Genomic DNA, 19,411 nt, shown 5'->3' on the forward strand with positions numbered 1-19,411 from the left:
TCGACGGGAGAGCACCTCAGCTGAGGGTCGCTACGCGTGCCTGAGGACAACGACACCGACCCCGTAGAGGGGACCTCCATCGCCGAGGCGATCGAACAGGGCATCGTGCGAGCCGTGTTCCAGCCGGTCGTGGACCTCGTGTCGGAACGCGCCATCGGTTGGGAGGCCTTCGCACGGGTCGGAGACTCCGAGGTCGGCTTCGACCAGTGGTTGCAGACCGCCACGGACGCCGACCTCGGTGCCGAGTTCCAGTTCTCCGCCCTGCGTGCCATCGCTGCCCAGGGAGTACCGCCCGACGACGGCATCCTGTTCGTGAACGTGAGCGCCGAGCTGCTGCACGACCCGCGCTTCCTCGACGAGTGCACCAACCTGGGACCGCGGCTCGCAGTCGACGTCCGGGGTGCAGAGATCGACGCCCTGACCGGGCTCGACCGTGACCTCGACTCGCTGGCCGCCGCGGGGATCCACCTGTCGATCGACGACACGACGGCAGCGAGCCTGTCGATGATCGCCGAGGTCCGGCCGTCCTTCGTGAAGATCGACCCCTCGGTGGTCCGCGACGTCGTCGGAAACCCCGTCTCACGCTCGATCATCCGGGCGTACCTGGCGTTCGCCGAGTCCGAGGACATCCACATCATCGCCGAAGGGGTCGAGCGCCTCGATCAACTCGAGGTGCTCCGCGACCTCGGTATCCGCTTCGCTCAGGGCTACCTGTTCGGCCTGCCGTCCGACACGTGGAGCCGGCCGTCGACCCGCCGGGTGCGTCCGCCGGCGATCTTCGATGATCGACGTGACATCAACGAGCGGTTCGAGATGGCGTCCGACCTCCACGCGGTCGCCGAGATCGCGTGTGCGGACCTGGCCGTGCGTGGCGTGATGCCGTCGGTCTACGTCGAACGTGAGGGCGTCCTGCGCTGCATCGCCCAGATGGGCTACTGGCAGGTCCTCGACGGCATCCCGGTCCTCGACTCGGTGATGGCGCGAGCCTTCCGGACGGGGCAGAGCATGCTCATCGTGCCCGACGACGTCGAGAGCTTCATCGCCGCGGCCCCGGGCATCGTCGCCGAACTCGCCGTTCCCCTCCGCGTCGGACGACGGATGATCGGCGTCCTCAACGTCGAGTCGACCGAGGAGTTCGACGACGTCCTCGTCGCCGAGGTCGAGTTGGTCGCGCTCGCCATGGAACAACGGCTCGAGGTGGTCGGGGCGAAGCTGGAACAGTCCGCGCTCCACCGTCTCGCCCAGGCCAACGTCGAACTCTCGTCACTCAACGACATCTCGCAGATCGAACATGCCTGCGCCCGCCTCGCCTGTGAGATCTCCGGGTTGTCGTCGGCGGTGCTGACCATGACCGACGACCGCGGCGTCCATGTCGTCAAGACGGTCCAGGGCCCGCTGTCCGCCGAGCTGAGCAGCCTTCCGGCTCACGTGCTCATCACGCTCCGAGCGGATCTCGAGCGGGTGTCGAGCTGTCTGACCAGCGGCGACAACGACGGCCTCACCTCGGTCGCGATGGACAGCCTGCGGGCCGCGGGGGCATCGTCGATCGCCGCATTCCCCATCCGCACCACGGAGACCGGTGAGGGTCTGCTGATCGTCGCCGATCATGCCCCGGTGGGTCTCGACCTCGAGGAACGCGAAGCGATGGAGATGCTGGCTCGCGAAGTCGGCCGATCGCTCGACATGGCTCGGGTGATGGCCGACCTGCGCGACCGGGCGACACGCGATCCGCTCACCGGTCTCGGCAACCTGTCATCGTTCCAGGAGGCGCTGACGGCCCTGGGCGGACGCCGTCGCGGTCGGTGGGCCGTGGCGATGGCCGACGTCGACGGGTTCAAGTCGATCAACGACAACCACGGACACCTCACCGGTGACCAGACCCTGCGCGACCTGGCCGCGGTCATGAACACCGTCCTCCGTTCGGAAGACCGCATGTACCGCGTCGGCGGCGATGAGTTCGCCGCCATCCTCCACGACGTCGACGAGGAGGGAGCCGCCGAGGTCGGCCGCCGGATCTGCGAGGCCGCTGCATCGGTGATGAGCGACTTCGGCGCGGCCTTGTCGATGGGCATCGCGCTCCCGGTCGTGGGCGAGTCACCGACCGACTTCCTCGACCGCGCCGACAAGATGCTCTACCTGGTCAAGTCCGAGGCCCCGGGCACGTCGCGGGTGGCCCCGCCGCCCGAGCCGTAGACCGTCGAGGGCGTCGCCCGGCTCAGAGCCGATGTGGCCGATCGACCCGGTCTCGTCGGAAGCGTCCGATGCCGCGTCCGGTGTCGCTCGGTTGGTCGACGATCGCCGGTGTGTCCACCGCGAGTGCGCCCAGCAGCCGCGGTGGGCGGACCGGAGCGCCTCCGAAGTACCAGAGCGCGCCTCCCAGGAGGAGGAGCGTGAGCACGGCGATGATCCGACCGGCGCGACTCTCGACGAACGGTTCGAGGATCTGCGCGATCGGTTCGGGCAGTGGCGAGGCGAACTCGGCGTCGCCGGCGTCGTCGTCGGGCACGATCCCGCTCCCGTCGGACGAGAACGTCGGCGAGTCCGACCCGAACGAGCTCACCGGGTCGAACGGCACGAGCGGCTCGGGAAGGTTGCCGAAGTCGATCTCGGGGAGCTCGGCGACCGGTGGCGGGAGTTCCTGTCCCTGACTCACGTCCATGCTGTCGTCGCCGGGCGGTTGGAAGTAGACGCTGAAGACGTCGCCCGTGCTCGGGTCGGGAAGGATCACGATGTCGAGGACCCGTTCCCCGAAGGGGAGGAACCCCTGGGGGATGGTGAACGCCACTGACGTCGCGTCTGCCGACAGTCGACCCGTCATCGCGAGCCGATCGCAGTCGTGGGCGGGCCGATCTCCCCATGCCCCCTCGGGGCCGGGTGCGAACGTGCTGAGCGCCGGGCAGGCGACCATCCGGCCGACGGTCGTCGAACCGGGAGCGAACTGGAGTGTCAGTTCGCCGGCACCGATGTCTCCGCGATACCGGATCGCGGAGATCGCCACCGGGCCCGAGGGATCGTTCGCCACCCAGAGCCCGCCGTCGGGAACGGTCGGGTTCGGGGTGCCCGGGCCGGGGTCGTTCGGGATGGTGACCGGTGGCTCGGGCACCGTGGGGACCGGGACCGGGAGTGGGGGCGTGGTCACCGGGCCGCCACCGGGAACGGTCGTGTCGACCGGCAGCGTCGGGTCCGTCGGGACCTCCTGCGTCGGCGTGAACGGCACGGCGCGCGCTCCGGACTGGCCCTCGACGTCACCGGTGAGGGGGAGCCGTCGACTCCACCAGCCCGTGGCCTGCGGACCCTCGGCCCCCGAGGTCACCGGCATCAGCCCGACGGTCAACGCGGCGAGGGCGAAGACGAGCGCCAGGAGCCGTGCGATGCGGCGGCGAGTCATCGTTCGCTCTCGCGTCCGGGAGCGACCAGCGGCTCACGGCGGCGGCGCTGTCCGTCGTCCTCCGGTGGTGGTGGCGTGGCCCGGTCGAGATGTTCCGCCGGGGTGACGAGCGTCTCGTCGTCGGGGCGGCCTCCGGAGCGGTTGATGATGTCGAGGTCGCCACCGAGGTAGGCGTCGACGACACGCTTGTTGCTCAAGACGGTTTCGGCATCGCCCTGCACCACGACCTCACCGAGTTCCAGCGCGATGATCTCGTCCGAGACGCTGGTGATCAGCGGCATGTCGTGCTCGATGACCAACACGGCGCACTTGGCCTCCCGCTGGATGCGCTTGATGAGCGGTCCGAGGGCCTCCGTCTCCTTCTGGGCGATACCCGACGACGGCTCGTCGAGGAGCAGGACCGTCGGATCGTGGGCGATGGCCATGGCCAGGTCGACGATGCGTCGCGAACCGGTCGACAGTTCGGACACGAACTTGTTGCGGTAGTCGCCGAGGTTCATCAACTCGATCAGGTCGTCGACCGTGTACCGGACGTCCATCTCGGAATCGAAGACCGCGGGGAGACCGAGGAGCGGAGACAGGTGGTCGCGGACCTCGATGTGACGTTCGAGGCCGAGGGCGATGTTCTCCGAGACGGTGAGCGACGAGAAGATGCGGGCGTCCTGGAAGGACCGGCCGAGACCGTGCGCCGCCCGCTTCTCGGGCGCCCAGTTCGTGACGTCCTGGCCACGGAAGACGACCCGTCCACCATCGAGCTTCAAGAAGCCGGAGATCTCGTCGAAGATCGTGGTCTTGCCCGCGCCGTTCGGCCCGATGAGGCCGATGATCTGCCCGGGCATCAAGTCGAACGACACGTCGTTCGTCGCGGTGATGCCACCGAAGCGCTTCTGCAGGCCATGGACCGACAGGACGGGCTGGCCCGGGTCGACGCCGGCCTTGTCGGACACGGCGGCGGCGAGAGCGTCGGCGGCGCGCTGGTCCTGGGCCGGGGTCGCCGCTCCGTTCTCGGACGCCTTCCCGCCCGTGCCCTCGAGGAAGACCGAGCGGAGGATGTCGCCCCGCTCGAGCAACTCCTCGGTCTTGCCGTCGAAGCGGACCTCGCCCTTCTCCATGAAGAACGCACGAGTGGCGATGGTCAAGGCGACGTTGATCGACTGCTCGACGAGGATGATGGTCGTGCCCTCGGCATGGATCTCGCGCACCATGCGGAGCAGTTGCTCGACGATGGTGGGGGCGAGACCGAGCGAGAGCTCGTCGATGACCAGGAGCTTGGGCTTGGCGACGAAGGCCATGCCCACTGCGAGCTGTTGCTGCTCGCCACCGGAGAGGTTGCCGGCGAGCTGGTTCCAGCGTTCCTGGAGGCGGGGAAACTCCTCGAGCACCTTGGCCTGGCGCGCCTTGCTCTCCTTCGGGTCCTGGTCGCCGTAGAGCCACGATCCGCACTCGAAGTGTTCGGCGACGGTGAGGGTGGGGAACACGGCCTTGCCGCCGGGAACGACGACGATGCCCATGCCTGAGGTGGCGACCGCGTCGGCGTAGGTGATGTCCTCGCCGTCGAAGATGATCTGTCCGCCGCAGGGCGGGGCGAGGCCGGAGATCGCCTTGAGGATCGTCGACTTGCCGGCACCGTTGGTGCCGAGCAGTGCGATGATCTCGCCTTCGTAGACGTCCATGTCGACACCGAAGAGGATCTGGACCGTGCCGTACTTGAGGTCGACGTCGCGGCAGCGCAGGATCGGGGTTCCCTCGCCCTTCGCGAACTCCTGTGCCGCGGCCAGCGACTTGGCTGCGTTGTCAGCGTCTCCCTGGATGAAGCGTTGCGTCGAGATGCCGATGGCGCCGGCGACCGCGGTGATGAGCGCCATGGCGATGGTCAGGCCGCGGTAGTTGCCCTCCTCGCCACCGAAGGCGCCGAACACGACGACGTAGGCGAGGCCGCCGGCGCCGTAGATCATGACGCCGAAGGCGTAGGCCTGCGAGCGGAGACGAGGCGGCGCCACGGTGCCCAGGAGCGAGAAGTACGAGGGCTGCCAACCGCCGTTGCCGATGGCGATGACGAACGCACCGACCAGGGCGACGGCCGAGACCGGAGCGGCGGCGAGGATGACCATGCCCAGCGCGAACGGGCTGAAGGCGGCGCCGACGATGAAGCCGAGTCGGGGGAGATTGCCCTTGCGGACCTCGTTCGCCGCGAGTCGCGAACCGGCCACCAGGCCGGTGACGGTTCCCGCACCCAGGACGAACTGGACCCAACCGCGAGCTGCGGGACCGAAGTCGAAGACGTTCTCGAAGTAGAGGCTGATCAGGGTCGAGAGTTGGATCGTCCCGATCCCGAAGAAGAACGCGCCCCAGTAGAACCGCTTGAGGGTCGGGATCGCGAAGAGCTGCTTCCGGGCCTCGGCGAAGCCGATCGGTGCCTTGTCGGCCTGCGACGCGGCGAGTTCGGCGTCGACCGACTCTCCACGGTTCGGTTCGCGGAGGCGGAACGCCCCGAGCAGCGCGAAGCCGGTGGGGATCGCGAGCACGAAGAACGCGGCCTCCCAGGAGACAGCACCGGCGATGACGCCGGCGATCGGCCCGGCGATCGGGGCAGCCGCGTTGGCGAGCCGATGCGCGCCGTAGACCTGCGGGTGGGCCTTGCTGGGGTAGTAGTCACTGAGCAGTGAGGGGTGGACGACCTCGTTGGTGATCCGACCGACGCCGGAGAGGAAGCGGACCAGGTAGAGCAGCGGCACCGCCCACACCAGGCCGGTGGCCACGGCGGCGATGCCCCAGAGGAAGCCTGCGGCCACGGAGATCCGTACCCGGTTGGTCCGGTCGGCCAGGATCCCGAGCGGTAGCGCGGCCAGGAGGGCGAAGACCGAGGTGACCGCGGCGACGGCAGTGATGCCGGTGTCGGACAACCCGAATGCGTTGCGGATCTCGGGGGTCAGCGCGGCGAACGCGATGCGGTCGAACTCGTCGACGAAGTTGAGGGTGAACAGGAGGCCGAGTGGCACCAGCGAGTAGCCGGCCGTGGCCTTGCGCAGGCCACGGATGTCGAGGCCCTCGTCCTCGACCTCGATGTGCAGGTCTCTCTCGACGGCGGCGTCGGTCATGATCGGGCCTCCTCGACCGGGTCGATCACCCAGATCTCGTCGTCGTGCTGTGGTCGGAAGTGCGCATGGTCGAGCGCTCCCTGCGGGCTGAATGCGGCATTGCAGACCGGGCACACGAGGACCTGGGCATGGTCGATCTCCTCGGCGTGCTGCTCGGCACGCGTGATGATCGAGTCGTGGCTGTCGTCGTCGAGGTCTTCGACCCGGAGCACGTCGGCGATGAGCGACGGCACGACCAGGCCGTGCTTGCCGGCCAGGTGGCGGAGGTAGCGGTCGCGCAGGGCGAAGAAACCCTCGGCCAGCCCACCGGGGAGGAAGAGGAGCACCACCAGCAGACCCGGTCCGGTCACGAGCAACGAGAGCCCATCGAGTGCTTCCTCGCCGAACAGGCTGATGCCCTTCACGATCACGACGCCGGCGATGGCTCCGCCGAGCGAGGTGAGACCGCCGATCACGGTGGCGACGAAGACGTCGATCGAGTTGGCGATGCCGTAGTCCTCGGAGTTCACGTTGAGGAGGAGGTAGTAGAAGAGCGCTCCGGCGATCGAGGCCATCGCACCCGACACCGCGAAGGCGGCGAGACGGGTGCGGATGATGCTGATCGAGTAGCTCTGCGCCGCCCGCTCGTTGTCCCGTGATGCGATGAGGAGGCGGCCGCCGTGGTTGCGTCGGTAGCTCGATGCGGCCAGGAACATCATGACCAGCAGGACACAGCAGAAGTAGTAGAACCCGCGGTCTCCCGAGAAGAACCCGTTCGGGGCCTCGAGTCGGTAGTCGACGCGGCCCCACAGCACCGGTCGTTCCGGCACGAGGACGTCGCCCGAGGGGAGGATGGCGCGGCCGACCCGGTACTTGTCGTTCTTGTCGACGAACAGATAGCCGGCGGCGGCTGCTGCCAGCGCCAACGACGTGACCGCCAGGAGCAGACCCTGGACCCGCAGGGCGGGGAGACCGACGAGCACGGCAACGACCGCGCCAGCGATGGCAGCGGCGCCGAGCGTGAGCCAGAAATCCCAGCCGTGGTCGACGAAGAGCTTCGCAGCGGTGACCGCACCGACGCCCACGAACGCGAACTGTCCGAGCGAGATCTGCCCGGCCCAGCCCGTGAGGACCACCAGCGAGAGACCCACCATCGCGAAGATCGGGAGGAACGTGAGTCGGGTGAGGTCGGCGTCGCCGACGACGAACGGGGCGCCGACGAAGACGGCGGTGAGCGCCACCAGCAAGATGATCTTGGCGATGCGGACCTCTTTGAGGTGGCGCATCTCGGGCGGCACGGGACGGAATTCCTGGAGCGCCTTGAACGACGACACACCGGTGTCCTTGGCCCGGGCACCGCCACCCTTCTGGAAGATCAGAGCGACGAGGATGAAGACCAGCATCACGGCGGTCGAGATCGACGATTCGCCCACGTTCTGCACGGTGGCGAAGTCGACGATGCCGATCGCCACACCGGCGAGCACCGCGGTTGGAATCGACTCCATCTTGGCGACCACGGCAGCGGCCAGGGCGAACAGGAGCGTGCCGTAGCCGAGTGATCCGTCGAGCGGGATCGAGGTGACCGAGGCCTGGAAGAAGATCACGGTTGCACCGAAGAGACCGGCGATGCCCCAGGCCACCGTCTGGACACGCTTGACCGGGATGCCGAGGAGCCCGGCGCGGTCGGCGTTCTCGGCCGACGCCCGCAGTGCGATGCCGAGTTTGGAGCGCTTGAAGAACAACTGGAGGCCGAGGGCGCAGCCGACCACGGCGAGGAGGGCCGCGATGTTGTTGCCCGTGCCGTAGAGGACGTCGGCGCTGTTGGTGATCCGCAGGCCGCCGAAGGGGGTCTTGTCGGAGAAGTTGCCCGGAGGGAGTCCGTCGATGCCGAGCCACTTGGGGACGTAGAGGTTGATGAACGCGAGGATCTGCGCGATGCCGATGGTCGCGACGGTCACGATCAGCCGGGGTGAGTCGCGGAACCGGCGGACGATGAGGATGTCGGTCAGCGCGCCGAACAGCACACCACCGAGCAGCGCCATGGGGAGCGCCACGATCCACGGGACGCCCTTGGTCAGGACCAGGAGGACGGCGAAGACCGCGGGGACCGCGCCGATCGCGGCCACGGCGAAGTTGATGATCTTGTTGGTCCGGTAGATGAGGATCAATCCCACGGCGAGCAGTCCGTACAGCGTCCCCTGGGAACCACCGTTGGTGATCGTGGGGAGGCTGTTGAGAACGCCGTCCCAGGCGCCGGACATGCCCTCACCCGCCGGGGTGAAGTCGGTCCACCCGTCGCCGGAGAACTTGAGCAACCCGGGCGTGTCGAGCGCGAACAGGAACCCGAAGATGACCAGGCCGACCCGCAGCACCTGGGCGCGGATCGAGGAACCGGTGAACGGCGCCTGGATCGTTTCGACGAGGCGGCTCATCGTGGCGCAGCCGGGAGCACGAGCTTGCTCTTGGTCCAGCCGTCGATCCGCGTCCGCTGTTGGTCGAGTGAGACGTACGTCCCGGCCTCACCGTTGTACGGGCTCTTCTTGGTCGACGACCAGTAGACCCGCATCACGTCCTGGGCCCACTGGTAGTTGCCAGGGCTGATCTGGCGCAGGACGTGGGTGGCGTCGCCGCGGGCGCCCAGACGGAAGGCGCCCTGCTCGAAGGTCTCCGGGTTGAGATTGGGGCCGGCCATCTGGATCGCCGAGGCCGTGAGGTTGAGGTAGTCCCAGTTCGTGTCGGCGTCCTCGTAGGGCGTCGAACCGAGCTTGCCGCCGCCGGCGGCGGTCCAGACACGGTGGCCGCGTCCCGTCTTCGCCTTCTCCTGAGGAGCAGAGGTCGAACGGAAACCGAACGCTCCGGCGAAGGCGCACGGATTCCCTTGGGGACAACCAACGGACCCTTCGTAGGCCTGGCTCGACTGGTCGGTGTCCATGAAGCCGGTGCCGGTGATGATGTTCTCGGGGTAGTACTGCTGGACGTCCTGCTCCTGGTAGAGGAACGCCGGGGCCACGAGGTCGCAGAAGCACATGACCGAGGTCGCGTCGTCGTTGGGGTCGACGGCGTTGCCGCGCTGGGCGAGCACACCGGCCCGTCGCTGCTGATCGGCGGTGGAGATGTCCTGCTCGTAGAAGTACTTGCGGTTCCCGTAGCTCTCGCCGCACTTGGCGAGTTCGGACTTCAGGTCGATCTCGACGGCGTTCTGGTTCTCCGGGTCGTTGGTCGCGATCACACCCAGTTGGCGCTTCTTGCCCTTGTAGCCACGCGAGTAGTCGGCGTTGCCGCCGGCCAACTGGTTGCACCAGAAGCGTCCGGCGTGTTGTGCCAGGCGGGTGCCACTCGCAGTGATGTCGTAGTGGAACGGACGCCAGCGCTGGCCGAACTCGTCGCGGAAGTTCCAGCCACCGAGATTGACCACCTTGAGCTTCGACAGTTCCGCGAAGCACGCCGAGCACAGCGAGGTGTTCCAGATGACGGCGAACGGCTTCTCCTGCTGGACGAGCTTGCGCATCTCGCCCTGGAGGCAGCTGACGTCGGGCGGGATGGTGTTGCAGCGGCCCTCGAAGAGCTTGATCTCGACCTTGCGGCCGTACAACTCGTAGTTCTCGTTGATGAACTTGGCAGCGACGGCGTCGTAGGCCCGGTGCTGGCCGGGCTCGACGAAGGTGCCCTGCGCCTGGAGGATGGCGTTCACGGCGGGGTCCCCGGCTCCGTAGTAGCGCACGATCTTGATGGTGTCGCCGGTGACGCCCTGGTAGGTCTCGCCGGGGTTGATCCCGTCGGACTTGCCGACGCACGGCGGGGCGTAGAAGTCGATCGCCGGGTCGAACTGCCGATCGCCCGCACAGTGGCTGGTGTCGCCCTGCGGCGGTCCTTCCGTGCCGGGGTCCTGCTCGTTGTTCTCATCGCCGGGGTTCGTGGCGTCGGGGGAGTCGATGTCGGGCCCGCCGTCGTCACCGCCGGTGTCGATCGCGACCTCTTCCGGTCCGTCGACTGCCTCGCCCGTGTCCGGGTCGGTGAAGTCGTTCGCTCCGTCACCGGGGGTGCCGAAGTTCGGGTCGACACCTCCCGCGCCCGTCTCGACGGACTGGTTGTTCATCGTCGACGGTGCGACCGCGACGATCAACAATTGGACGGCAACGATCGCTGCGAGCGGGAGATACCGCGCGCCAACAGTGCGCTTCATTTGGGTCCGACCCCTCTGAGAATGGAAAGACAGAGACGCTTGGTTGCGCCTCAGTAGTGTCTTTCGTCACCGCGCTGTCGATTCCCTGTCCGGCGTCCCATCGAAGGGTGCCCAGGTTCAGCCGATGGCTTCGTCGATCCCCTGGGCAAGCGTGTTCCACGAGAGGGTGGCGCACTTGATCCGAACCGGGAACTTCACGACGCCGCGCAGCGCCTCGAGGTCGCCGAGCTTGACGTCCTCGGGGATCTCGTCCGGCACGTCGTCGAGGCCGGAGTCGCCGGATTCCTCGAGGCCTTCGCCCTCACCGGGAAGTGACTGCTCGTGGATCGACATCATTCCCTTGAACGCCTTGGTCAGTTCCTTGACCTCGGCGAGTGTCTTGCCCTTCACCGCTGCCGACATCATCGACGCGGACGACTGGCTGATCGAGCAGCCCTGGCCACCGATCTTGATGTCGGACACGACGACCGGGTCGGCGTCGAGGTCGAGGTCGAGGTAGACGACGATCTCGTCGCCGCAGAGCGGATTGAATCCCTCGGTGCGTGTCGCGGGAGGCGACTCGAGCTCCCCCTTGTTCCGGGGCGAGCGGTAGTGGTCGAGGATGATCTCGCGGTAGAGGTCTTCGAGTCCTGGCATCGGATTGGCGTTTCCTGTCCTAGAAGGTGAAGAAGTCGCCGGCGGCCTCGATGGCGTCGGCCATGGCGTCGATGTCGTCGGTGTCGTTGTACACGTAGAGCGAGGCTCGTGCGGTGGCGTTCACGCCGAGGGTCTTCATCAGCGGCTTGGCACAGTGATGCCCGGCCCGGACGCAGACGTTGTGCTGGTCGAACACCTGGGTCAGGTCGTGCGGATGGATGTCGCGGTAGCTGAAGGAGAACACCCCGCCACGGATCGCCGGTTCGGCAGGCCCGTGGATGGTGATGTCGTCGCCGAAGCGTTCCGTCAGCGACCGCAGCGTGTAGGCGGTGAGTTCGACCTCGTGTTCGCGCACGGCTTCCATGCCCAGCGCGGAGAGGTAGTCGCAGGCAGCGCCGAGTCCGACGGCCTCGGCGATCGGCGGGGTGCCGGCCTCGAACTTCCAGGGGAGTTCGGTGTGGGTGAACCCCTCTTTGGTGACGTTGAGGATCATCTCGCCGCCACCGAGGAACGGCGGTGTCGCCTCGAGTATCTCGTCGGTGCCGTAGAGGACGCCGATGCCCGTGGGTCCGAGGAGCTTGTGGCCGGTGAAGGCGACGAAGTCGGCGCCCCACGCCTGCACGTCGGTGGTGACGTGGGGGACGTGCTGGCTGGCGTCGACCACGGCGATGGCGCCGGCGGCGTGCGCAGCGTCGACGATGCGTTGGACGGGGGTGAGCGTGCCGAGGACGTTGGACATGGCCGAGAACGACACGACACGGGCCCCGTCGACCAGGCGCTCGAGGTCGGTCAGGTCGAGTTGGCCGTCGGGCGTGACCGGGATCCAGCGCAGCTCGATGCCGATGGCTTCGGCCAGCTGATGCCACGGGACGATGTTGGCGTGGTGCTCGAGTTCGGTGAGCACGACCGCGTCGCCCGCACGCAGGTGTTTGGTGCCCCACGACCGGGCCACCAGGTTGAGGGCCTCGGTGGCGTTCTTGGTGAAGACCACGTTGTGGTCGGCGGGAGCGTTGATGAATGCCCGGACCTTGGCGCGCCCACCTTCGAGCGCGTGCGTCGCTTCCTCTGCGATCTTGTAGGTGCCGCGGTGCACGTTGGCGTTGGAGTTCTCGTAGTACGACTCCATCGCGTCGAGCACGGACTGGGGCTTCTGGCTCGTGTTGGCGGAGTCGAGGTAGACGAGGCGCGATCCACCGATCTGGCGGGCGAGGAGCGGAAAGTCCTTCTTGATGGCGGTGACGTCGAGGGTCATGGGGTACCCCGGAACGAGTCGTAGCCGTCGGCCTCGAGCTTCTCGGCGAGCTCCATGCCGCCCGACGCGACGATCCGGCCGTCGACGAGCACGTGCACCACGTCGGGACGCAGATGGTCGAGCAGCCGCTGGTAATGGGTGATCAGGACGACACCGAGTTCGGGGCGGTCGGCCCGGACCTCGTGCACGCCCTTGGCGACGATCTGGAGGGCGTCGATGTCGAGGCCGGAGTCGGTCTCGTCGAGCACGGCGATCTCCGGCTCGAGGATCGCCATCTGCAGGATCTCGTTGCGCTTCTTCTCGCCGCCGGAGAAGCCCTCGTTGAGGTAGCGGTCGGCGAAGCTCGGATCCATGTCGAGCCGCTCCATCCACTCCATGATCGACAGGCGCAGTTCGAGGACCGAGAGGTCGATCCCCTTGCGGGCCGACAGCGCCTGGCGCAGGAAGTTGATGACCGAGACGCCCGGGATCGACTGCGGGTACTGGAAGGCGAGGAACATGCCGGCCTTGCCGCGGACGTCGACGTCCCAGTCGGTGATGTCGTCGCCGTGGAGGAGGATCGAGCCACCGGTGACCTCGTACTCGGGGTTGCCGAGCAGGGTGTTGGCGAGCGTCGACTTGCCGGACCCGTTGGGGCCCATGATGGCATGGATCTCGCCCGGCTGGACCGTGAGGTCGATGCCGTGGAGGATCGTGGCGTCGGGCTGTTCTGCCACCCGGGCATGCAGGTCGCGGATCTCGAAGAGCGGGGCAGACATGCCGACCAGTGTATTAGCACTATGGCCGTAGTGATAATGCGCGTCCGCACTTTCTCGGCCCGTATCCGGACGTGACGAGACCCGGGCGCCGGCCCGGGCCTCCACGTTGGCTGCGATGTCGACGGAACGTCACACGACGTCCCCCGGATCGTCAGGCTTCTGTCGTCTTGTCCTCGTCGTCCTTGGCTGCGCCTTCCTTCAAGCCGGTCTTGAACTCGTTCTGGGCCTGGCCCAGGGAACGAGCGAGCTTCGGGAGCTTGGAGCCACCGAAGAGCACGAGGACGACGATGAGGACGATGAGGAGTTCAGGGCCACCGAGGTTCATATGACTTCTACGGTACCGCACCCTCACCTGGATGATTCACGCACCAGAAGAGTCGCGGAGGTCTTCCTTCCAGGAGCGGAACCGCGTGTGGGTGGCGCCGCTGGGCCCGATGCCGCGGGCGCTGCCGTCGGGCAGCATGTCGATCGTGTGGGCGACGGCCAGGTCGTCAGCCAGTGCGGCCCAGTAGCGGGCGTCGGCCTTGGTGGCCGGTCCGGCACGCCAGAGCAGCCATGGCCCGATGCGACGCTTGTACTCCGCGACGGGTCGGCCGGGGAGATCGTCGCCGAGGATCAACAGATCGTCCGGGGCCTCGACCCACGCAGTGGCGGGGATGTTGCGGTCTCGAACCGGCGTCGGCGGGAGGTCGGCGGTGTGGATCGGCGTGTCGTCGGTGGGGCGCTCGTCGTAGCGCAGCGGACGGTCGAGCGGCTCACCAGCCACGGTCGATCCACTCCTGGAGGTGGGGACGCTCGGTCGCGATCGTGGTGTCGTCGCCGTGCCCGGGGAGGACGAGGGTCTCGGGCGGGAGGGTGAAGAGCTTGCGGTCGACCGACTCGATGATGGTGTCGAAGTCGCCCTCGTCGGACTTCGTGTTGCCGGGTCCACCAGGGAAGAGCGTGTCGCCGGAGAACAGGATGGGCGAGCCCTCCAGGCGGAAGCTCATCGAACCCGGTGTGTGTCCGGGATTGTGGATCGTGTGGAGGCGGAGCCGACCGACCTCGATCACCGACTCGTCCTCGAGGATCTCGTCGTAGGAGGGCAGCATCGCAGCGTCCTCGGCCGTGACGTGGACGCTGTAGCCGGCGTCGCGGAGCGCAGGAACGGCCTGGATGTGGTCCCAGTGACCGTGGGTCTCGATGACCTGGCGCACGCCGAGGTCCCGGCAGAGCTCCAGCAGCAGGTCGTGTTCGTTCGCGGCGTCGACGAGCACGGCGTCGCCCGTCTGCTTGCAGCGCAGGACGAAGACGTTGTTCTCGAAGGGACCGACCACGACCTTGTGGATCTCGGCCTGCTCGTCGTCCCAGTGGAGCGTCATGACCTCGAGCCTACGGATTCTCGACGTCCTGAGCGTCGGGGGCCGACGCTGACGACGTCGAGTTCGGTCAGATCTGGTCGAGGTAGGCGGCGACGGCGTCGTCGGCGTTGGTCCCGATGATCTCGTCGGCGATGGCCTGCACGTCGGGGTGCGCGTCACCCATCGCCACGCCGTGCCCCGCCCACTGCAGCATGGTGATGTCGTTGTGCTGGTCGCCGAAGGCCACGACCTCGCTCCGGTCGATGCCTTCCGCCTCGCACCACGCGGCGACGGCCGAGGCCTTGTCGACGCCGTCGCCCGTGATCTCGACGAAGTCTGCACCGGACGTCGTGCACACCACGTCGTCGGGCATCTGCGCCGACACGACGGCGGCGAGTTCGGCCATCTTCAGGCGGGTGTCCCACGCCATGATCTTGAACAGTCCACGATGGCGGTCTGGATCGAACTCGCCCGGTTCCCATGCCGGATCGGCGTGTTCCGGGCTGTGGTGACGTTCTTCGAGCCATCGCGGATCCCAGCCGAACCCGGCGGCGGACTCCCAGCCGAACGCCATGGTGGGGAAGGACGAGCGGAGGATGTCGACCACGACCGGCAACGTCTCGTCGGCGATGCATCGCGTCACCGTGAACGCCCCCGCCGCCACGTCCCAGGTCGCCGACCCGTTCGACGCGCAGATCGTCTCGATCGACGGGGCGGGGGCCAGCCGGGGGAGCGCCGTGCGATGGCTCCGACCGGTCGCGGCGACGAACCGCACGCCGCTCGCTGCTGTGGCCGCGATGGCCTCGCACGTGCGGTCGGTCAGCTGGTGGTCTGGGCCGAAGAGCGTGCCGTCGAGGTCGGAGACGACGAGGCGGACGGGCATGGAACCGAACCTAGGGATTCAGGCGTCGTAGGGCGCGATCACTTCGAAGCCGAGGGCGGCAGCGGCCGGGATCTGGCGCCGGTCGAAGGTCAGGTAGCGGATCGGCGTGGGGAGGCGGTCGGCCGCCGCGAGGTGGATGGCGTCCACCGAGCGGACCCGGAACGTCGCGCCGATCTCGACGGCCCGGGCGAGACAACGGTCGTCGACCGGCACCACGTGGAACGCGTCCCAGTCGGTGCGCAGGGCGTGCCAGAGGTCGTCGTGCTGCCGTTTACTGACGGCGATCTGGTGCAGCGCCTGCAGCGTCTCGGCGCGAGCGAGGGCGGACGCGCACCAGGTCGGGTCGTCGTCCATCGCCTCGGTCACCAGGCCGTGTCCGCTGCTGCGCACATACCGTCTGACCAGGGCCGACGTGTCGATGGCGAGCATCAGGAGCCGCGGAGCGCGTCGAGCACGTCGTCGAGGCGGATGTCGACAGGTGGGTCGATCGGGTTGGCATCGGTGACCTCGCGCCCGCGTCGCGGGGCCTCGACCAGGCCGGTGGCGACCAGGTCGTCGAGGGTCGGAGCCGAGATGGGTTCGAGCGGGCCGAGCTGTGCCGTCGGAACCCCGTCCACCGTGACGGTGATCCGCTCACCACTCGCGGCGCGTCGGAGCACCGCTGCGACGCTGTTGCGCAGTTCCCGCACGCCGATCGACTCCACGGCCTCGAACGATAGCACCAGGATGTAGCACCGGTGTACACACCTCCGCTTGCCGAGAGGTCGACGACTGCCTAGCTTGACCGCACAGTCAAGTCACCTGAACGAGTCACCTGAACAGGGAGCACCCAGTGAACTTCGCCTTCTCCGAAGAGCAGGAAGAACTCCGGAACATCGTCCGGTCGTTCCTCGAGAACAAGTCGCCCGAAGCCGCCGTCCGCGAGCAGATGGAGACCGACGACGGGTTCGACCCCGCCGTCTGGACCCAGATGGCCGAGCAGATGGGCCTGCAGAGCCTCATCATCCCCGAGGAGTACGGCGGCTCTGGCTACAGCTACGTCGAGCTCACCGTCGTGCTCGAGGAGATGGGCCGTGCGCTGCTGTGCGCCCCCTACTTCTCGACCGTCGTGCTCGCCGCCAACACGATCCTCCAGGCCGGCGACGACGCCGCCAAGCAGGCGCTCCTCCCCGGCATCGCATCGGGCGAGACCAAGGCCACCCTCGCCCTCACCGAGGCCAACGGCCGCTGGGACGAGGACGGCATCGAGGCCACCGCCACCAAGGACGGCGACGCCTGGAAGATCAACGGCGAGAAGATGTTCGTCCTCGACGGCCACACCGCCGACCTGATCATCGTCGCCGCCAAGACCGGCGCCGGCACCAGCCTGTTCCACCTCAACAGCGACGCTGCGGGCCTCACCCGTGAAGCGCTGTCGACCATGGACCAGACCCGCAAGCAGGCCAAGCTCACCTTCGCCGACACCCCGGCGACGCTCATCGGCACCGACGGCGGCGGCTGGGACGTGCTCAGCACCGTCCTCGACCTCACCGCTGTCGCCCTCGCCGCCGAGCAGGTCGGTGGCGCCCAGCTCGTGCTCGAGATGGCCGTCCAGTACGCCAAGGACCGTGTCCAGTTCGGTCGCCCGATCGGCTCGTTCCAGGCCATCAAGCACAAGTGCGCCGACATGCTCCTCGAGGTCGAGTCGGCCAAGTCGGCCGCCTACTACGCCGCCTGGTGCGCAGCCGAGATGAACGACGAACTGCCGTCGGTCGCCTCGCTGGCCAAGGCCTACTGCTCCGAGGCGTACTTCCACGCTTCGGCCGAGAACATCCAGATCCACGGTGGCATCGGCTTCACCTGGGAGCATCCCGCGCACCTGTACTTCAAGCGGGCCAAGAGCTCCGAGCTCCTCTTCGGTGACCCCACCTACCATCGCGAGCTGCTCGCTCAGCGCATCGGTATCTAGCGCACAGCGCTCTCGATCGAAGGGGCCCCGACGGGCCCCTTCGTCGCGTCTGGGGGTCAGGTCGTAGCGTCGTGGCTGTGGGACTGGTCTTCGTCGTCGTCGGTGGTCTGATCGTGTTCGCCATCGCTGCGGCCTTCGTCGGGACCGAAGCCTTCCGGCTCGGGCACACGCCGACCACGGCCGTCTTCGACCTCGACGAGGCCGTCCAGTTCGTGGGCGACGGTCTGCGAGACGACACGGCGGTCGGGCTGACCTACGACGAGGTCCGAGCCCTGATCACGTTCTCGCTCGAGCACTTCCGCTCGAAGGGGATCTCGGCCATGCCCGGCGAGGAGATCGGGCTCGACGTCGTCGGACCACCGGTCGTGGTCGCCGACGACGACGCCATCGCCGTGGTCCTCGGACGGGCCGACGAGAACGACATGGCCGTCACCGACGTCGCCGTCCTCGAGGTCCTCGACCTCCTGCTGGGCCACCTCGTCGAGATCGGCGCCGTGGGGCCGATGGTCGAAGAGCCCCGCGACGACGTCAGCTGAGGTTCATCGGTCCGCCGCGCTGGGCCTTGCGCATCAGGTAGCGGTCGCGTCCGGCGGCGAGTGCCGCCAGGGTGAAACCGAGGAGCCCGATCAGCACCAACGGTCCGCCTCGCGTGCCGGGGATCGTGATCGGACCAAGTGCCCGTTCGTTCCCTGCCGGTTCGAGCGGAGCGACCGTGGTCGACGGGCTCGTGCTCGTCGGGGCAGGGATCTGGGGAGAGGTGACCGGGTCGGCTGATGTCGGGACACCGGTCGAGGGGTCGGTGAGCGACGGCTGCGCCGGCGCAGGCGATCCGCCGAGGAACGAGGTCAGCTCGATGGTGCGGGCATCGGCCTGGACGCCGCCGACCCGAACGGCCGCGAACCCTGCACCGCTCACGGCGCCGAGGACCACGTCGAGGACGGTGACGTACGTGCTGTTGCCGCAGTCGAGGTCGAGCAGGAAGTCGGCGAGTGACGACCGGGCGGGCTGCACCGCCTCGAAGATCGGGCCGAGGATGCCGTCGCGGACCTCACCAGGGACGACGCCGACGCTCAGCGGTGTCAGGGCGATCCCATCGGGGATCTCGACCTGCTGGGGGAACGAGAGCTCGATGCCCGCCCCGTCGAGGACCGGGGCCAGGGCCTGCTCGATGGCTGGCAGCACGTCGCCGGCGGGGAGCGGGATCTCGGCGCCAGCGACGAAGAGCTTCGCGGCGTCGAACTGGGTGGTGGTCACGGCGGGTTCGAGCTGACGGACCGCTTCCCAGCGCATGCCGCGGATCGAGATCACGCCGCCGGCGATGTCGAGGCGTGCGATCTCCGACACTGCGACCGTTCGATGTCCGTCGGCGGTGGAGGTCACCTCGGTCCGCCCGCCGATCACGTCGACGAGTCCGGGAAGTCCGAGCGGCTCGAGCCTGGACATCGCCTTCGACGACGGCACGGAGTCGGCTTGCACGAAGGCGGAGACGAGTCCGGCGACGTCGCTGGAGGAGCCGTCTGCGTCCTCGGGGTTGGCGCTGCTCGCCGAGACGATCTCGGGGATGGCGCTCGGGGGGATCGTCGGATCGCCTCCGTCGCAGCCCTCACTCGTGAGGATCGAACCGATGAACCCGAGGTCGACGGTCCGAGCCTCGCTGGTGGCGCCCAGGTTCTGGTGGCCGGCGAGCGATGTCCCCACCCGCATCGTCAGCGCCAGGTTCGCGATCGCGGGGTCGACCTGGATGAGTTCGGCGATGCCCTGGCCGGCGCCCGGTGCTTCGGTCTGCGCAGGACGGGCGGCCGAAGCGGATGACGCGGACGCCGTGGCGGGGGTGGCCACGACGGCCAAGGAGACGAGGACGGCCAGCAGACGCCGGCGGGGGGATTCGATCATGGCAACCATGGTTGCCAAAACGGGCGAACCGACCGAATCGTTCGGTCTGGATC

At 68.0% G+C, this 19,411-nt stretch carries 17 protein-coding genes; 3 read left to right on the forward strand and 14 right to left on the reverse strand.

Annotated features, from left to right (window positions below):
* Positions 1-36 precede the first annotated feature (36 nt).
* The gene (locus AB8619_RS03975) at positions 37-2,193 is read left to right on the forward strand and encodes an EAL domain-containing protein (RefSeq protein WP_436795162.1); all 2,157 of its coding nucleotides are present in this window, start codon (positions 37-39) and stop codon (positions 2,191-2,193) included.
* A gap of 22 nt (positions 2,194-2,215) precedes the next feature.
* On the opposite strand, the gene AB8619_RS03980 is transcribed toward AB8619_RS03975, so the two are convergent.
* From AB8619_RS03980 to AB8619_RS04040, 13 genes are all read right to left on the reverse strand, one after another.
* The gene (locus AB8619_RS03980; RefSeq protein ID WP_436795163.1) at positions 2,216-3,388 is read right to left on the reverse strand and encodes a hypothetical protein; all 1,173 of its coding nucleotides are present in this window, start codon (positions 3,386-3,388) and stop codon (positions 2,216-2,218) included.
* Positions 3,385-6,486, reverse strand: coding sequence for an MFS transporter (locus AB8619_RS03985; protein WP_436795164.1), 3,102 nt, complete (start codon positions 6,484-6,486; stop codon positions 3,385-3,387). The genes AB8619_RS03980 and AB8619_RS03985 overlap by 4 nt, the downstream gene beginning before the upstream one ends.
* Entirely contained in the window at positions 6,483-8,897 is a 2,415-nt protein-coding gene (locus AB8619_RS03990; protein ID WP_436795165.1) for a branched-chain amino acid ABC transporter permease, read from the reverse strand. The genes AB8619_RS03985 and AB8619_RS03990 overlap by 4 nt, the downstream gene beginning before the upstream one ends.
* Positions 8,894-10,648, reverse strand: coding sequence for a hypothetical protein (locus AB8619_RS03995; RefSeq protein ID WP_436795166.1), 1,755 nt, complete (start codon positions 10,646-10,648; stop codon positions 8,894-8,896). Before AB8619_RS03995 ends, AB8619_RS03990 begins: the two co-directional genes overlap by 4 nt.
* 117 nt (positions 10,649-10,765) lie before the next feature.
* A complete protein-coding gene (gene sufU, locus AB8619_RS04000; RefSeq protein WP_436795167.1) occupies positions 10,766-11,284 on the reverse strand; it encodes a Fe-S cluster assembly sulfur transfer protein SufU in 519 nt (172 codons plus the stop codon).
* A 19-nt stretch (positions 11,285-11,303) separates the two neighbouring features.
* A complete protein-coding gene (locus tag AB8619_RS04005) occupies positions 11,304-12,536 on the reverse strand; it encodes a SufS family cysteine desulfurase (RefSeq protein WP_436795168.1) in 1,233 nt (410 codons plus the stop codon).
* The gene (sufC, locus tag AB8619_RS04010; RefSeq protein ID WP_436795169.1) at positions 12,533-13,294 is read right to left on the reverse strand and encodes a Fe-S cluster assembly ATPase SufC; all 762 of its coding nucleotides are present in this window, start codon (positions 13,292-13,294) and stop codon (positions 12,533-12,535) included. The genes AB8619_RS04005 and sufC overlap by 4 nt, the downstream gene beginning before the upstream one ends.
* A 151-nt stretch (positions 13,295-13,445) precedes the next feature.
* On the reverse strand, positions 13,446-13,619 hold the full coding sequence (tatA, locus tag AB8619_RS04015) for a twin-arginine translocase TatA/TatE family subunit (protein WP_436795170.1): 174 nt from the start codon (positions 13,617-13,619) through the stop codon (positions 13,446-13,448).
* Positions 13,620-13,655: 36 nt separating this feature from the next.
* Positions 13,656-14,060, reverse strand: a complete 405-nt coding sequence (locus AB8619_RS04020) for a hypothetical protein (protein ID WP_436795171.1) — start codon at positions 14,058-14,060, stop codon at positions 13,656-13,658.
* Positions 14,050-14,655 (reverse strand): MBL fold metallo-hydrolase, encoded by a 606-nt coding sequence (locus AB8619_RS04025; protein WP_436795172.1) that lies wholly within the window; start codon positions 14,653-14,655, stop codon positions 14,050-14,052. Before AB8619_RS04025 ends, AB8619_RS04020 begins: the two co-directional genes overlap by 11 nt.
* A gap of 67 nt (positions 14,656-14,722) precedes the next feature.
* Positions 14,723-15,517 carry a Cof-type HAD-IIB family hydrolase gene (locus AB8619_RS04030; protein WP_436795173.1) on the reverse strand — a complete coding sequence of 265 codons (795 nt, stop codon included), beginning with the start codon at positions 15,515-15,517 and terminating at the stop codon, positions 14,723-14,725.
* Positions 15,518-15,535: 18 nt separating this feature from the next.
* Positions 15,536-15,946 carry a type II toxin-antitoxin system VapC family toxin gene (locus tag AB8619_RS04035; RefSeq protein ID WP_436795174.1) on the reverse strand — a complete coding sequence of 137 codons (411 nt, stop codon included), beginning with the start codon at positions 15,944-15,946 and terminating at the stop codon, positions 15,536-15,538.
* Positions 15,946-16,221 (reverse strand): type II toxin-antitoxin system Phd/YefM family antitoxin, encoded by a 276-nt coding sequence (locus AB8619_RS04040; RefSeq protein ID WP_436795175.1) that lies wholly within the window; start codon positions 16,219-16,221, stop codon positions 15,946-15,948. The genes AB8619_RS04035 and AB8619_RS04040 overlap by 1 nt, the downstream gene beginning before the upstream one ends.
* Positions 16,222-16,349: 128 nt before the next feature.
* Here AB8619_RS04040 and AB8619_RS04045 point away from each other — a divergent pair, with 128 nt between their 5' ends.
* Together AB8619_RS04045 and AB8619_RS04050 are read left to right on the forward strand one after the other, a co-directional pair.
* A complete protein-coding gene (locus AB8619_RS04045; RefSeq protein WP_436795176.1) occupies positions 16,350-17,465 on the forward strand; it encodes an acyl-CoA dehydrogenase family protein in 1,116 nt (371 codons plus the stop codon).
* Between the two features lie 77 nt (positions 17,466-17,542).
* Entirely contained in the window at positions 17,543-18,001 is a 459-nt protein-coding gene (locus AB8619_RS04050; RefSeq protein ID WP_436795177.1) for a hypothetical protein, read from the forward strand.
* On the opposite strand, the gene AB8619_RS04055 is transcribed toward AB8619_RS04050, so the two are convergent.
* Complete coding sequence (locus AB8619_RS04055; RefSeq protein WP_436795178.1) at positions 17,994-19,358, reverse strand: hypothetical protein; 1,365 nt, start codon at positions 19,356-19,358, stop codon at positions 17,994-17,996. The genes AB8619_RS04050 and AB8619_RS04055 overlap by 8 nt on opposite strands.
* Between the last annotated feature and the right edge of the window lie 53 nt (positions 19,359-19,411).

Source organism: Actinospongiicola halichondriae, from assembly GCF_049103745.1.
Lineage (GTDB): Bacteria > Actinomycetota > Acidimicrobiia > Acidimicrobiales > Salinilacustritrichaceae > Salinilacustrithrix > Salinilacustrithrix halichondriae.

What these genes read in the sequence shown, in the direction of transcription:
- AB8619_RS03980 (WP_436795163.1), bottom strand. Translation starts at nt 3,388, where the DNA reads ATGACTCGCCGCCGCATCGCACGGCTCCTGGCGCTCGTCTTCGCCCTC.
- AB8619_RS03985 (WP_436795164.1), bottom strand. Translation starts at nt 6,486, where the DNA reads ATGACCGACGCCGCCGTCGAGAGAGACCTGCACATCGAGGTCGAGGAC.
- AB8619_RS03990 (WP_436795165.1), bottom strand. Translation starts at nt 8,897, where the DNA reads ATGAGCCGCCTCGTCGAAACGATCCAGGCGCCGTTCACCGGTTCCTCG.
- AB8619_RS03995 (WP_436795166.1), bottom strand. Translation starts at nt 10,648, where the DNA reads ATGAAGCGCACTGTTGGCGCGCGGTATCTCCCGCTCGCAGCGATCGTT.
- sufU (WP_436795167.1), bottom strand. Translation starts at nt 11,284, where the DNA reads ATGCCAGGACTCGAAGACCTCTACCGCGAGATCATCCTCGACCACTAC.
- AB8619_RS04005 (WP_436795168.1), bottom strand. Translation starts at nt 12,536, where the DNA reads ATGACCCTCGACGTCACCGCCATCAAGAAGGACTTTCCGCTCCTCGCC.
- sufC (WP_436795169.1), bottom strand. Translation starts at nt 13,294, where the DNA reads ATGTCTGCCCCGCTCTTCGAGATCCGCGACCTGCATGCCCGGGTGGCA.
- tatA (WP_436795170.1), bottom strand. Translation starts at nt 13,619, where the DNA reads ATGAACCTCGGTGGCCCTGAACTCCTCATCGTCCTCATCGTCGTCCTC.
- AB8619_RS04025 (WP_436795172.1), bottom strand. Translation starts at nt 14,655, where the DNA reads ATGACGCTCCACTGGGACGACGAGCAGGCCGAGATCCACAAGGTCGTG.
- AB8619_RS04030 (WP_436795173.1), bottom strand. Translation starts at nt 15,517, where the DNA reads ATGCCCGTCCGCCTCGTCGTCTCCGACCTCGACGGCACGCTCTTCGGC.
- AB8619_RS04035 (WP_436795174.1), bottom strand. Translation starts at nt 15,946, where the DNA reads ATGCTCGCCATCGACACGTCGGCCCTGGTCAGACGGTATGTGCGCAGC.
- AB8619_RS04055 (WP_436795178.1), bottom strand. Translation starts at nt 19,358, where the DNA reads ATGATCGAATCCCCCCGCCGGCGTCTGCTGGCCGTCCTCGTCTCCTTG.